The organism is Nonomuraea wenchangensis (assembly GCF_900111685.1).
Classification (GTDB): domain Bacteria; phylum Actinomycetota; class Actinomycetes; order Streptosporangiales; family Streptosporangiaceae; genus Nonomuraea; species Nonomuraea wenchangensis.
Genome location: NZ_FOHX01000003.1, coordinates 113,460 through 127,880, shown reverse-complemented (window position 1 = coordinate 127,880; position 14,421 = coordinate 113,460). Strand labels below are relative to the sequence as shown.

Annotated in this window: 10 protein-coding genes; 5 read left to right on the top strand and 5 right to left on the bottom strand. The window is 72.9% G+C overall.

All coding sequences use genetic code 11. The annotated features are described in order from the left end of the window. Nucleotides 1–2 precede the first annotated feature (2 nt). The 4 genes from BMW85_RS08910 to BMW85_RS08895 all read right to left on the bottom strand — a co-directional run bounded on the left by BMW85_RS08910 (nt 3) and on the right by BMW85_RS08895 (nt 7,783). Nucleotides 3–2,648, bottom strand: a complete 2,646-nt coding sequence (locus BMW85_RS08910) for a DUF7825 domain-containing protein (protein WP_091079243.1) — start codon at nt 2,646–2,648, stop codon at nt 3–5. Nucleotides 2,649–2,760: 112 nt separating this feature from the next. Further along, on the bottom strand, nt 2,761–3,240 hold the full coding sequence (locus tag BMW85_RS08905; RefSeq protein WP_143082151.1) for a hypothetical protein: 480 nt from the start codon (nt 3,238–3,240) through the stop codon (nt 2,761–2,763). Between the two features lie 133 nt (nt 3,241–3,373). Next, nucleotides 3,374–4,597: a formaldehyde dehydrogenase, glutathione-independent gene (gene fdhA / locus BMW85_RS08900; protein ID WP_091079239.1), complete on the bottom strand. Its 1,224-nt coding sequence runs from the start codon at nt 4,595–4,597 to the stop codon at nt 3,374–3,376. Nucleotides 4,598–4,663: 66 nt separating this feature from the next. Further along, a complete protein-coding gene (locus tag BMW85_RS08895) occupies nt 4,664–7,783 on the bottom strand; it encodes an AfsR/SARP family transcriptional regulator (protein WP_091079236.1) in 3,120 nt (1,039 codons plus the stop codon). A 151-nt stretch (nt 7,784–7,934) separates the two neighbouring features. Here BMW85_RS08895 and BMW85_RS08890 point away from each other — a divergent pair, with 151 nt between their 5' ends. The 4 genes from BMW85_RS08890 (at nt 7,935) to BMW85_RS08875 (ending at nt 12,404) form a co-directional block, all read left to right on the top strand. Beyond that, the gene (locus BMW85_RS08890) at nt 7,935–8,348 is read left to right on the top strand and encodes a hypothetical protein (protein ID WP_143082150.1); all 414 of its coding nucleotides are present in this window, start codon (nt 7,935–7,937) and stop codon (nt 8,346–8,348) included. A gap of 114 nt (nt 8,349–8,462) precedes the next feature. Beyond that, complete coding sequence (locus BMW85_RS08885) at nt 8,463–10,829, top strand: acetyl-CoA acetyltransferase (RefSeq protein ID WP_091079232.1); 2,367 nt, start codon at nt 8,463–8,465, stop codon at nt 10,827–10,829. 70 nt (nt 10,830–10,899) lie between these two features. Further along, nucleotides 10,900–11,472: an RNA polymerase sigma factor gene (locus tag BMW85_RS08880; RefSeq protein ID WP_091079230.1), complete on the top strand. Its 573-nt coding sequence runs from the start codon at nt 10,900–10,902 to the stop codon at nt 11,470–11,472. Beyond that, entirely contained in the window at nt 11,469–12,404 is a 936-nt protein-coding gene (locus BMW85_RS08875; RefSeq protein WP_091079227.1) for a CU044_5270 family protein, read from the top strand. The genes BMW85_RS08880 and BMW85_RS08875 overlap by 4 nt, the downstream gene beginning before the upstream one ends. 69 nt (nt 12,405–12,473) lie before the next feature. Here the strand turns inward: BMW85_RS08875 and BMW85_RS08870 are convergent, their stop codons facing one another. Next, nucleotides 12,474–12,920, bottom strand: a complete 447-nt coding sequence (locus BMW85_RS08870) for a hypothetical protein (protein WP_143082149.1) — start codon at nt 12,918–12,920, stop codon at nt 12,474–12,476. Nucleotides 12,921–13,199: 279 nt separating this feature from the next. Here BMW85_RS08870 and BMW85_RS08865 point away from each other — a divergent pair, with 279 nt between their 5' ends. Then, entirely contained in the window at nt 13,200–14,420 is a 1,221-nt protein-coding gene (locus BMW85_RS08865) for an MFS transporter (protein ID WP_091079221.1), read from the top strand. The last annotated feature ends 1 nt before the right edge of the window (nt 14,421 follow it).

Below are 14,421 nucleotides of genomic sequence, written 5' to 3'. Positions count from 1 at the left end.
CGTCACGTACTGCTGGTGGCCGTCAGCGTCTCGTGCAGGTGGCGGGCCTCGTACAGGACGCGGCTCGACCCCTTGCGCGCGGCCATTTCCGCCAGCCCGGCGACCTCGCCGCGCGCCCCCGTGAGCGCGGCGGCCCGCGCCGCGACCGCCAGCAGCTCGCCCAACCCCGCGCGAGGCCGCTCGCCGGGCCGGGGCAGCAGGGCAGGCAGAGCCTCGGCCAGCACCGCCCACACCTCGGCGTGCGCGCCCGCCGCCGTCAGGTCGTCGAGCGCGGCCGTGATCCGCTTGAGCACCACGAACTCGGCCTCGACCAGCCGCGCGACGGCCCGCCCGAGGTCGGCCGCCGGAAGCTGCCCGCGCGCGGCGAGCGTGAGCGCAGCCTCGGCCGCCGCCGCCCGCTGCGCGTCCCGCCGGTGCCCCAGCCCGCCCGCGATCAGCATCGCGGTGGCGGCGCCCACCGGCCCGTCACCGTGGGCCAGGGCCGCGAGGACGGTCGTCCTGGCGTCGTTGGAGTCGGACACCCAGGGCTGGAAGCGCACCAGGGCGGCGGCCACGAGCTCGCGGTGCGACGGCAGCACCAGCGGCCCCCACAGGGCGTCCTCCGGAGACGACAGGTAGGCGCGGCCGCGCTGGTCGACGCCCCATGACCCGGCGAGCCACGCCGGCAGGCCCGCGGGGGCCACGACCTCCACCCGCATCCGCCGGGACCAGCTGCGCGGGCTGTAGTTGTCGTGCGACCGCTCGTCCTCGTACGGCGTCACGCGCACGACCGGATCCGGCCATCCGCCGTCCCGCAGCCAGGCGGCCAGCGTCCGCCCCGCCTCGCCGGGCAGCTTCTCCGCCCGTACGACCAGCTCGGGGTCGTGGCGCCGGGGCAGCCTCAGCAGCGCCTGCTCGAAGTCGGCCGGCAGCGGCTCGCCGCCCTCCAGCCGCTCCATCCGCTCCACCAGGACCGTCGCGTCGACGTGCCCGGTGGCCGAGGTCGGCGTGGCGAGCAGGGCGGGCACCGTGCGCCCGTCCTCGAACAGCGCGATCACCTCCTCCAGCCGCCGCCGGACGAGCCGCCGGCAGGCCCACTCCGAGGAGTCGTGGTCGCGGGCCAGCCGCCGGCTCCACGCGGGCGCGACGACCGCCAGCGCGCAGTGGAGCACCAGGGAGGGAATGCCCCTGTCGTAGGAGCTGAGGCCGAACCCGTACAGGTAGGTCTCCTCCTCGGGATCGCGCCCGGCGGCGGCCCCGTCCGGCAGGGTCTCCTCCCACCACGGCCGCAGCGCCGCCGCCACCGCCGCCCGGTCACGGTGGGTCAGCTCGACGAGCCCGCCCAGAGCCCGCTCGCACCGCGCCGGCTCGCTCCGCCAGTCGAGCGCCCGCAGCTCCGCGACCAGCTCGGCCGGTGAGGCGATCGGCGGCGCGAGAGCGGGCGGCGCGGGCGCGCGCAGCACGGCGGCGACCGGCCGCTCCGGCTCCGCCCCGGCGACCTCGCCGTAGCCGGCGGCGACGCGCTCGCGCAGGTCGGCGGGCAGCCGCGCGGCGGCCTCGCGGACCGCGTCCCGGCCCGCCTCACCGGCGTACGGGGCCAGCCGGACCGCCAGCCGCACCGCCCGCCCCCGCAGGGCGGGATCGTCCACGTCGAACACGGCGGCGAGCGCGGGCACCGTCCCGCCGCCCCGGGGGCCGGTGGCCCGCGCCGCCCATCGCACCGCCTCCTCGACCAGCTTCTTCTCCGGCCGGTACGCCAGCGCCCCCACCGCCTCGGCGAACAGCTCGTCGTCCAGCAGCCCCGCCTCCTCGGCCCGCCGCAGCTCCTCCACCGCCAGCTCGGCTACCGAGGCGCCGGCCGACGGCAGCAGGCGCACCAGGTCGAGCACCGGGACCTCCGGCGGCTCCGGCGCGAGCAGCCGCCAGAGCCACACGAACGGCATCATCTCCGCGTCCGGGCCCCCGGCCAGGAACCGGGAGGCGCACCCGTCGACCAGCGTCGCGCGCGGCACCCGGCCCGTACGAGCCAGCGCGGCCAGCTCGCTCATGGCCGTGCTCCGCCCCAGCGGCTCGGCCACGCCCTGCGCCCGGAACAGGCGCGGCAGCAGGGCGTCGAGCAGCGGATCGGCGTCGAGACCCAGGTCCTCGCTGGGCCACCGCCGGGCCAGCCGCCAGACCCAGCCGACGACGAAGGCGTCACCGTCGGGCGGCTCCAGGCCGGTGTCGGCGACCAGCGCGGCGACGAGGTCCCAGCCGGGCACGCCCTCCTCGCGCTGCCACCGCCGGCGGCCGGTCGCAGGGCGGAGCCGCGCGGCCAGCCGGACGGCGAGGTCGCGCCGCCACTCCAGGGGGCGGCGGCGCAGCCGGGGGAGGAGGAGGGCGGTGTCCAGGTCGGGATCGCGCGGCCGGCGCAGCTCCCTGCGGTCGAGCCAGGCCGCGACCTGCTCGGCGCCGGTGAAACAGGCCGCTCCGGCCAGCCGGAAGCCGGTCGCCAGGCCCTCGATGTCGGCCCGGGCGAGGAACCCGCCGCGCAGTTCCTCGGTCAGGTGCCCGTGAAGCTGCACGGCGACCGCCCGCCGCCCGAGGTCGCTCAGGCCGTCCAGGAACGTCGCCAGGTCCCGGTCGTCGCCCGCCTCGATGCGGTCGAGGACCTCCCGCCAGGGATTCATGCGGCCACCTCGCCGCGCCGCGCCGCCACGGCGGCCCGTGCCAAAGAAGCGATCATGGGCGCGACGGTAACGACCGCCACCGACAGATCGCGGTGGACCGCGAGCGCCGGGGTCAGGCCAGGGCGGGCTCCGGTCCGGTGGTGGCGGCGGCGGGGCGGGTGGCGTCGCCGGCGAGGCGGCGAGAGGCGTACTGGGCGATCTGGCCGTGCGCGGCCACGACGGCGCCGAATCCGACGACCAGGACGGCGATGAGGGTCATGCGCGAGTCGGGCGCCAGGATGATGGCCGCGCCGTCGGAGAACCCGGTGGTCGCCACGCCGAACCCGGTCAGGAGAGCGGTCACCCACCGGCCGCCGACCCGTACCACCGTCGGGGCGGTCGCGGTGAGCGCCGCGGGCACGGCGAGCACGCCGAACACCATCAGGACGGCCAGCGTGCCGACCAGCGTGAACGTGCTCTCCTCGGCCGCCGCGATCGTGATCAGGCTCATCAACAGCCGCGCCGCTCCGCCGCCCACGACCCCGGCCACGACGGCGCCCCCCACGGTCGCCGCCAGCACCCGGACCACGCGCCGGCCAGTAATCCCCGCCATACAACCCCTCCAGATCTCTGAAGGGGTTTGTATGGCACGAATCCCCCCAAAGCAATGCCGGAAATGCAATGCAATGAGGCTGTTATTGATGATTCGTCGGGAAAAGCATGACTAAACCTGTCCAGTACGGGTGTCACGCTGCCGTGGGCAGCATGCCGTTCGGATCGAGGACGTACTTGCGTGCCGCGCCCTCGTCGAACTCGTGGTACCCGCGCGGCGCCTCCTCCAGCGGGATCGGCGTGGCGTTGACCGCCTTGGCGATCTGCACCCGGTCGTGCAGGATCGCCTGCATGAGCTGCCGGTTGTAGCGCATGACAGGGCACTGGCCGGTGGCGAGGCTGTGCGACTTCGCCCAGCCCAGGCCGATGCGGATGGACAGCGACCCCTGCTTGGCCGCCTCGTCGGCGGCGCCCGGGTCGCCCGTCACGTACAGGCCGGGAATGCCGAGCGCGCCGCCCGCCCTGGTGACGTCCATGAGCGTGTTGAGCACCGTGGCGGGGCGTTCCGTCTCCGCCTCGCTGCCGTGGCCGCGCGCCTCGAAGCCGACCGCGTCCACGGCGCAGTCCACCTCCGGCTCGCCGAGTATCTGCTCGATCTGGTCCTTCGGGTCGCCCTTCGAGACGTCGACGGTCTCGCAGCCGAAGCTGCGGGCCTGGCCGAGGCGCTGCTCGTTCAGGTCGCCGACGATGACCACGGCGGCCCCGAGCAGGAACGCCGACGCCGCCGCCGCCAGCCCGACCGGGCCCGCGCCGGCGATGTAGACCGTCGAACCCGGCCCCACCCCGGCGGTCACGCAGCCGTGGAAGCCGGTCGGGAAGATGTCGGAGAGCATGGCCAGGTCGAGGATCTTCTCCATCGCCCGGTCCTTGTCGGGAAACTTGAGCAGGTTCCAGTCCGCGTACGGGACGAGGACGTACTGCGCCTGCCCGCCCACCCAGCCGCCCATGTCGACGTAGCCGTACGCCGAGCCGGGCCGGTCGGGGTTGACGTTCTCGCAGATGCCGGTCTTGCCCTCCTTGCAGTTGCGGCAGCGCCCGCAGGCGATGTTGAACGGCACGGACACCAGGTCGCCGTTCTTGATGAACTCCACGTCGGGGCCGGTCTCGACGACCTCACCGGTGATCTCGTGGCCTAGGACGAGGCCGGGTGGCGCCGTGGTGCGACCGCGCACCATGTGCTGGTCGCTGCCGCAGATGTTGGTGGCGACCGACTTGATGATCGCGGCGTGCGGCAGTTTGCGGCCTACGTTGGCCGGGTTCACGCCGGGGCCGTCCTGCAGCGTGAATTCCGGATAGTCGATCTCGTGGACCTCGACCTTGCCTGGGCCTTCGTACTTGACTCCTTTGTTGCCAGGCATGAGGATTCTCCCTCCTCGGGGCTTTTGTCCCCCTTTCTGAATATAGCCCGACCCGGCATCCAGCGTTCAGGGAGCGAGGGCGAGCTCGGCCAGCTCTCGCCAGTCCCGCCGCCGGCCCTCGCCGTCCGCCTCGGCGAACCCCGCCTCCCCGAGACGGTCCCGCGCGGCCGCGGCGATCCTGGCGGCGTCCGGCAGCGAGCGGTCCGGCGTGCCGCGCACGCCCTCGCTCGCCGCGAGCAGCCGCGCGGCCTGCTCGTGGCGTCCCTGGCGCAGCGCGAGATCGGCGATCCCGACCAGCGCCCCGGCGATCAGCGGCGGGTACGCCGTCTCCACGGCCGCGTCGAACGCCGAACGGCGGCACCCGCGAGCCTCCTCAAGGTCCTCGGCGAGGTAGCCGTACAGGTCCATGACCCAGGCCCGGGTCCAATCGCTGAGCTCCGGATCCGCGGCATCCAGAAGGCGTCGCGCCCGGTCCGGCTCGCCGCGCCAGCGGGCCAGCTGCGCCTTGGCGAGCGCCAGGTCGGCGAGCACGTCCGGCCAGGCGATCCCGCCCGCGCGCCGCTCCGCCTCGGCCATCGCGGCCGCGCTGGAGCGTTCGTCGCCGAGCAGCCAGTAGAGCTGCGCCTGGCGCGCCCGCAGACCGATCACGTCCTCGTCCGCGCCCACCTCCTCCAGGGCCGCGCCCGCCTCCTCGTAGTGCTCGCACGCCGGGCCGAACTCGCCGCGCATGGCGAGCCGGTCGCCCAGATAGGTACGCGCCAGCGAGATCCCCCACCGGTCGCCCAGCGCGCGGAACTCGGCGAGCGCGGTCTCGATGTCGGCGTCCACGTCGGTCTCGTCGCCGCCGAGCGTGAGCCGCAGCCGGCCGCGCGAGAGCCGCGCCTGCGCGCGTACCCACGGGTCGTCGTCGGCGATCAGCGGCTCGAACGCGGGCAGGAACCCCGCCGGCTCCCGCACCAGCCGCTCCAGCGGCTCGACGAACCCGAGCAGGGGGTGGCGGCGGCCGTTTCTGCCGAGCCGGTGCGCCCCCTGGATCCACTCCCGCGCCTCGAACTGGTCGCGGCCCGGCCCCGAGGTCACGAAGATCGTCACGATCGTGTACGCCATCGCCCGCACCTCGTCCCGCACCTCACCCGGCAGGGAGGCCGCCGCCACACTCAGCTCGATGGCCTCCATCCGCTGCCCGCGCAGGAACCAGTACCAGCCCACGGCCCCGACCAGCCGCATCGCCTCCTCGGCCCAGCCCTCGTCGATCGCGCCGCGCAGGGCCGTACCGATGTTGTCGCGCTCGGCGTCCAGCCGGGCCAGCCACTCCAGCTGCCCGGCCCGGCGCAGGTGCGGATCGGCGGTCTCGGCCAGCTCGGTGAAGTACGCGAGATGCGCCCGGCGGGTCCGCTCGCCCTCGCCGGCCTCGACGAGCCGGTGGGCCGCGTACTCCCTGATGGTGCCGAGCATCCGGTAACGCGGCATGCCCTCGGCTTCCGCGTCGGCGAGCAGCAGCGATTTCTCCACGAGCGCACTGAGCAGATCCAGTGTCAGCTCGCCATCGGAACCGTCACCGCACACGGCCTCGGCCGCGTCCAGGCTCGCCCCGCCCGCGAACACCGAGAGCCGCCGCAGCACCCCGCGCTCCGCCTCGCTCAGCAGGTCCCAGCTCCAGTCCACGACCGCGCGCAGCGTCCGGTGCCTGGGCAGCGCCGTACGGCTGCCGCCGGTCAGCAGCCGGAACCGGTCGTCCAGCCGATGCGCGAGCTGCTCGACGGACATGGTGCGCAGCCGCGCAGCCGCCAGCTCGATCGCCAGCGGTATGCCGTCGAGCGCCCGGCAGATCCTGGCCATCGCCGCGAGGGTGCCCGGATCGCCGCCGAGGTCCTGGCGTACCAGCTCGACACGGTCCCGCAGCAGCCGCACCGCGGGCGAGGACCCGGCCCCGGCGGGGTCCGTGGGCAGCGCCAGCGGCTCGACCTGCCACAGCACCTCCCCGGTGATGCCGAGCGGCTCCCTGCTCGTGGCGAGGATCCGCAGCCCGCGGCACTCGCCCAGCAGCCGGTCCGCGAACGCCGCGGCCGCCTCGATCACGTGCTCGCAGTTGTCCAGGACGAGCAGGATCGCCCGCTCCCTGAGCGCGACGACGAGCCGGTCCATCGGCTCCCCGGCCCGCGCCGCGCCGAGCAGCGCCTGGTCACGCAGGCCGATCGCGGTCAGCGCGGCCTGGGCGAGGTCGCCGCCCGCCCGTAACGGGGCCAGCTCGACCAGCCACGCGCCGTCGGGCAGCTCGGCGAGCACGGCCCGCGCGGTCTCCGTGGCCAGCCGGGTCTTGCCGGAGCCGCCCGGCCCCGTCAGCGTGACCAGCCGGTGCTTGGCGGTCAGCCCGGCGACCGTGGCGAGGTCGTCGTCCTTGCCGACGTAGCTCGTCAGCGCGGCGCGCAGGTTCGTCCGGCGCGCGTCCGCCCGCCCGCCCAGCTCGCCCCGCAGCAGCGCGGTGTGCAGGGCGGAGAGCTCGGCCGACGGGTCGGCGCCCAGCTCGTCGGCCAGCCGCTCGCGGGTGCGCTGGTAGACGGTCAGCGCCTCGTTCCCGCGCCCCGTCTCGGCGAGCGCCCGCATCAACGCCGCCACGAACCCCTCACGCAGCGGGTAGGTGGCGACCAGATCGCTCAGCTCGGACACCAGCTCCGCGCCCCGCCCGAGCCGCAGGTCCGCCTCCACCCGGTCGCCGAGCGCGGCCATGCGCAGCTCGTCCAGGCGCGCGACGGCGGCATCGAACAACTCGCTGTCCCGCAGCCCGACCTCCGCCATGGCCGCGCCGCGCCACAGCCCGAGAGCCGAACGCAACAGCTCCGCCCGCTCCGCCGGCTCGGCGGCCCGCGCCTCCCCGACCAGCCGCTCGAACCGGCACACATCCACGGCATCGCCGCTCAGCACCAGCCGGTATCCGCCGGCGTCCGCCTCCACCACACCGTCCGGCAGCACTCTGCGCAGCCGGGACACCAGCGCCTGCAGCGCGTTGACCTCGTCCGCGGGCGGCCGCTCCCCCCAGATCCACTCGACCAGCCTCGACCGGGCGACGATCTTGCCAGGTTCGAGCGCGAGCGCCGCCAGCAACGCACGCAACCTGGCCCCGGGGACCTCCACCAGGTCTCCGCCGCCGCCCCTGACCTCGAACGGCCCCAACAATCCAACACGCACACGAGCATTCTGCCGAACCCCGGACACCTACGGCTCACCGCCCACCCCTGACCTGAGGGTGATCCATCGCCGTCGATTGTCGTTGTGTTTCGGAGTGTGATGCTAAGCTCCAAAAAATCGGCATGATGTGAGCGTCTGAACGGATATCGACATGGCGAGATTCATCGGGTTGGAGCCATTTTCGACATGGCCTGAAATAGAGTTCGAAACAGCTCGCGGGCTTATAGATCTCCACAATATGGCCGACCTCGAGGATCTGACGATCTCTCCCCGAAGATCCACCCTGACGATCCGTTTCGTCTACTTTGGGAAGTTACGGGGGTCCGATGCCGAGTCGCATGTCGTGGAGCTGGAATTCGGCGGAATAAGGAATCTCAAGATGGAGCTTCCCGCTGATTATGAACCCCGGGCGGCGGAGACCTTGGAAGATATCGCCCATCGGGAAGTCTCCGGCCAATCGTACTTCGACATAGACATGGGCGATGTCAAATGCACGCTTGCTGCGGAAACTCTCACGCTCAGGGTGTCTGACGTCGACTGCCCCAAAGACGGCCACCCTTCATGATGAGCTCGGCGGTCGCACTGGGCAGCATGGTTGTCCGGTTCGTTGGGTGGGGATACTCTCGGCCATGTTGCGGACGATTTTTGTCTGCAAACGGGTGCCGACAGGAGTATGAGGATGACGTACCAGGATCTTGATCCGCGCACGCCGGTGCTCGTCGGCGTCGGGGAGGCGTCGGAGCGGATCGGGGAGCCTGGGTACCGCCGCCTGTCGGCCGTCGAACTGGCCGCTGCGGCGGCGCGCCAAGCGCTCGGCGACAGTGGGGCGGACCCCAGCGAGGTGGCCGCGGCCGTGGACACGGTTGCGGGGGTGCGGCAGTTCGAGATTTCGGCACCCGGTATTCCGTCCCCGCTGGGCAGGTCCACCAACTATCCGCGGTCGGTCGCCGCCCGCGTCGGGGCCGCTCCCCGGCGGGCGATTCTGGAGGTGGTCGGGGGGCAGGGGCCGCAGCGTCTGGTGAACGAGATGGCGGCTGCCATCGCGAGCGGCGAGGCGCAGGTGGTGCTGGTCTTCGGGTCTGAGGCGATCTCGACCGCGCAGCATCTTGCCAAGGCCGAGGACAAGCCCGACTTCAGTGAGAGTGTCGAAGGGGACCTGGAGGACCGTGGCTACGGGCTCAAGGGACTGGTGTCGCGGCAGCAGGCGGCTCACGGGCTGACGGACGCGCCGAGCCAGTACGCCCTGTTCGACAACGCTCGCCGTGCCCGTCTCGGGCAGACGCGGGAGGAGTACGCGGCCGGCATGGGCGCGTTGTTCGCGCCGTTCACGAAGGTCGCGGCGGCCAATCCGCACGCCGCCGCGCCCGTCGAGCGCACTGCCGAGGAACTGGTCACGCCGAGCGAGAAGAACCGGTTCATCGCCGAGCCCTACACCCGCTATGTCGTGGCGCGCGAGAAGGTCAACCAGGGTGCGGCGGTGCTGTTGATGTCCGTGGCCGAGGCGCGGCGGCTGGGGGTGCCGGGGGAGCGGTGGGTTTTCCTGCACGGTCATGCCGATCTGCGTGAGCGCGGTCTGCTGGAGCGCGCTGACCTGAGCGGCGCCCCCGCCGCCGTGCTGGCCGTACGGCACGCGCTGGAGCAGGCCGGGATCGGGGCGGACGAGCTGGCCGTGATCGACCTCTACTCCTGTTTCCCGATCGCCGTGTCCGCCGTCTGCGACGGGCTCGGCCTGCCCGCCGACGGCTCGCGCGAGCTGACCGTGACCGGCGGGCTGCCGTTCTTCGGGGGTGCGGGCAACAACTACTCGATGCACGCCATCGCCGAGACCGTACGGCGGCTGCGGGCGCAGCCGGGCGCGTACGGGCTGGTCGGCGCGAACGGCGGCTCGCTCAGCAAGTACTCGGCCGGCGTCTACTCCACCACGCCCACCCCCTGGCGGCCGGACCGCAGCGCCGCGCTCCAGGCCGAGCTCGACTCCCGGCCCGGCGTCGAGCAGGCATTCCAGGCCGACGGCTGGGGCACGATCGAGACCTACACGGTCAAGCACGGCCGGGGCGGGAAGCGTACCGGGATCGTCGTGGGCCGTCTGGAGGCCGACGGCCGCCGGTTCATCGCCACGACCGACGACGAGCGTACGCTCGGCCTGCTCACCGTCGGCGAGCCGATCGGGCGGCGGGTCTACGTCCGCTCCTTCGCATCCGGCAACCGCGTCGCCGTGGACGACGCCCTCATGGACGACTTGTTCCCGCCCAGGCCGGCCGTCCTGCGTGACGACTACGAGCACGTGCTGGTCCGCCGCGACGGCCACGTCCTGGAGGTGACGATCAACCGGCCGGACAGCCGCAACAGCCTCCACCCGCCCGCGAACGACGAGCTCGACGAGGTCTTCGACGCCTTCTTCGCCGACCCCGGCCTGTGGGTGGCGATCATCACGGGCGCGGGCGACCAGGCGTTCTCCGCCGGGAACGACCTGCTCTACTCGGCCTCAGGCCGGCCCATGTGGGTGCCGAAGAACGGCTTCGCCGGCCTCACCTCGCGCCGGAACATCACCAAGCCGGTCATCGCGGCGGTCAACGGCTTCGCCATGGGCGGCGGGTTCGAGATCGCGCTGGCCTGCCACTTGGTGGTCGCCGACGCGACGGCCCGCTTCGCGCTGAGCGAGGTCAAGGTGGGCCTGGTCGCGGCGGCGGGCGGCCTCGTACGCCTCCCCAGGGCGCTGCCCGGCAAGCTCGCCACCGAGATGATCCTCACCGGCCGCCGGCTCAGTGCCGCGGAGGCCCTGGAGCACGGCCTGGTCAACCGGGTGACCGAGCCGGGGCAGGCACTGGCGGGCGCGCGGGAGCTGGCCAGGGAGGTCCTGGAGAGCTCGCCGACGTCCGTACGGGCGTCCCTGCAGATCATGGCCGAGACGCAGGGGATCGCGGACGTGTTGGACGCGGTCACCCACCCGTCGCCGGCGCTGGACGACCTCATGGTCAGCGAGGACGTCACGGAGGGCCTGACCGCGTTCGCCGAGAAACGCCCGCCGCGCTGGCGCAACCGCTGAGATTTCATGGAACCGCCGGCCCGGCTCGTGCCAATTACCTCTGTCAGCACGATGACATGAGAGGCACGAGATGCGACATGAGAGCTGGACGGACGCGCCCCCGCGGCCACCCTCCGACCGGTTCGCCGAGCTGTTCACCCAGCACGGACCGGGGCTCAAGCGGTACGTCGTCCGGCGGCTCGGCGTCGAACCGGCCGACGACATCGTGGCCGAGACGTTCGCGCAGGCGTTCCAGCACCTGGAGTCGTACGACGTGGCGCGCGGCGACGAGCGCTCCTGGCTGTACGGCATCGCCACCAACCTGATCGGCCAGCACCGCCGCAGGGAGATCGCGCTCTACCGGGCCCTCAGCCGTACGGGGGCGGACCCGGTGGTGGAGCCGTTCACCGACGACGTGGAGCGGCGGGTGGCGGCGGGCGCGGCGCGGCAGCGGCTGGCCAAGGCGCTGGCCGGGTTGTCACGCGCGCACCGGGACACGTTGCTGCTGGTCATGTGGGCGGAGCTGACGTACGAGGAGGCGGCCGCGGCGCTCGGCATCCCGGTCGGGACGGTGCGTTCGCGGATGAACCGGGCCCGGTTCGCGCTACGCCGCGCGCTGCGCGGGCTGGACCCGGCGGCCGAGGACGAAGGAGCGGGCTGGTGACGAAGATCCACGACGAGTTCGACCTGGTGAGGCGGATGCGCGCGGAGGTGCCCGTGCGGCAGGACCTGAGCGGCGTGGAACGCCGTCTCGCCGAGCTCCGTACTCGCCGCCGGCCGGTGAAGTCGCGCCGCCTGCCCCGGCTCCGGTGGGGGCTCGCGCTGGCCGCCGCGTGCGTTCTCGGCGTGGGCGGCTGGCAGCTCACGCGGGGCGGGGCGGCGGAGGGCGTCCGGCCCGCCGTGGCGCATCATCCGGCCACGATCACCGCCCCTGCAGCCGTGCTGGAGCGGGCCGCGCTCGCCGCCGCGTCCACCATGGCCGCCGAGCCCGGCCCGGACCAGTGGTTCTACCGGCAGCAGACGCAGCACATGCCCGGCGGCGACCTGCCGACGTACGAGAGCTGGCACAAGCTGGACGGCACCAGGACCGCCATCCGCACGGAGGGCGGCAAGCTGAAGGTCACCGACGCCGAGCGGGGCCCCTCGCACCCCGGCAAGACCCTGGCCGAGCTCCGGCGGCTGCCCACCGACCCCGACGAGCTGCTCCGGCACTTCCGCTCGCTGCCACGTGAGCTGACGCCGCTGTCGATCTGCGCCCCCGAGTGCCCGGCGGGCACCGAGCAGGACGTGAAGGCGTTCGGCGCGATCGGCTGGTACATGAGCTACGGCCGGCTGGTGCCACCGGACACGGCGGCCGGGATGTACCGGGCACTGGCCAAGATCCCGAACGTCAGGATCGAGCAGAACGCGACCGACGGCGACGGCCGCACCGGCATCGGCGTCGTGCTCGACCTCGGGGCGGCCGGCAAGGGCTCCTACATCCTCGACCCGGAGGACTACCACTACCTGGGGCTCACGGTGGAGCGGGACGGGGTGACCGCGGCGATGTCCGTCCTGTCCACCGGCGTCGTGGACGAGCCCGGCCAGGTTCCCTGACCTGGGCCCCGCCCGGGGCAGAACCACCCGGGCGGGGCTTTCACGCAGGTCAGGAGCGTCCTGCGGGCTCTAGCTGTTGCACTCCTGGTAGATCTGCTTGCCGGTGCTGGCGTCCTTGCAGGTCTTGCAGGTGCGGTTCGGGCTGTTCGTGGTGGGCTTCTTGGTGGTCACGCATTCGAGGCTCATCGGCATGTGAGGCATGTTGCCCTGCATCTGGGACTTGTTGCCGTGCATCTGAGACTTGTTCCCGTGCATCTGGGACTCGTTGCCCCGCATCTGGGACTCGCTGCGCCGCCGCTCGCAGTACTGCCTCTTGTATCCGCTGCCTTTCTCGCCGCGGCAGTAATAACATCTCTTGCCGTTCTCCTCGAGCCATTTGCATTTCGGCGCCTGCGTGGCGGAGGAGTCGATGGACGAGGTCGTGGCGCCGGCGTTCGCGGCCTGCGCCTGCGAAGGCATCGAAGGGACGAGGGCGGCCGCCACAAGGGCGCTGACAGCGCAGGCTTCCTTGAGCATGGTTCCTCCCGCGGTTCGCGTTCTCCGCTGACCCCTCCATCCTGAACCCCCGTCTCGGAGCAGCGTCAAGACGAACGGCGGACATTATTGATACGGCGCCGCACGCATATTCTCCGGTCAAACGCGCGGAGCGCGACTCCTTTATCGGCCGCGATTATCCCCATAGCGGCCCTTTACCTTCTCCTGCCCCGGCCGGTGGCGGAAGACGGGCCATCGGACGGGTTTTCAAGGACTTTGGTCCCTGCCGGTGACCCCGGGGAGGGCGGGATCTTGGGGTTCATGACGAACGCACCAGCCTCTCCTCACGCGCGCGTACCCGTGCTGATGCTCGGCCTGGCGACCCTGGGCTTCGCGGTGAACTTCTGGGCGTGGGCGCTGCTCAGCCCGCTGGGACCGCGTTTCAAGGAGCTGCTCGGGCTGTCGGCAGGGCAGCAGGCGCTGCTGGTCGCCGTACCCGTGATCGTCGGCTCGCTCGGCCGCATCCCGGTCGGCGCGCTGACCGACCGCTTTGGCGGGCGGGTGATGTTCCCGCTCATCTCCGCGGCCACCATCGTGCCCGTGCTGTTCATCGGCGTCGCCGGGCAGACCTCGCTGGCCGCGCTGCTGGTCGGCGGGTTCTTCCTCGGCGTCGGCGGGACGGTGTTCGCCGTCGGCGTGCCGTTCGTCAACGCGTGGTTCCCGCCGCACCGCCGCGGCTTCGCTGTGGGCGTCTTCGGCGCGGGGATGGGCGGCACCGCGATCAGCGCGCTGACCACCGTGCCCCTGGTGCGCACCGGCGGCTCGGCCACCCCCTTCCTGATCACCGCTGGGGTGCTCGCCGTCTACGCCGTCGTCGCCTGGCTGGTGCTGCGCGACGCGCCCGGCCGCAGCGTCGCGACCCAGCCCCTGATGACGCGCATGGCGGCCACGGTGAAGCTGCCGATCACGTGGCAGGCGTGCGTGCTGTACGCGGTCGCGTTCGGCGGCTACGTCGCCTTCTCCGTCTACCTGCCCGCCTACCTCCAGACCGGCTACGGGCTCGAACAGGTCGACGCCGCCAACCGCATGGCCGGCTTCGTGGTGCTGGCGGTCCTGGCCCGGCCGCTCGGCGGCTGGCTGTCCGACCGGATCGGCCCCGTGCCCGTGCTGACCGGCGTGTTCGTCGTCATCGCCGTCTCGGCCGGGGTGCAGGCGCTGACGCCGGGGCTGATGCCGATCGGCACGATCGCCTTCCTGACCATGGCCGCCGCGCTCGGCGCGGGCAGCGGCGCCACCTTCGCCCTCGTCGCCCAGGTCGCGCCGGCCGACAAGGTCGGCACGGTGACGGGGCTGGTCGGCGCGGCGGGCGGGCTCGGCGGGTTCGTCCCGCCGCTGGTGATGGGCTTCGTCTACGGGCGGCTCGGCTCGTACGGGCTCGGCCTGGCGCTGCTGGCCGTCACCGCCGTGCTCACCCTGGCCCTGACGGTGACCGTGATCCGCTCGGTGGCCGCCCGCCGCACGGCCCAGCCGGCCGGCGTCTGAC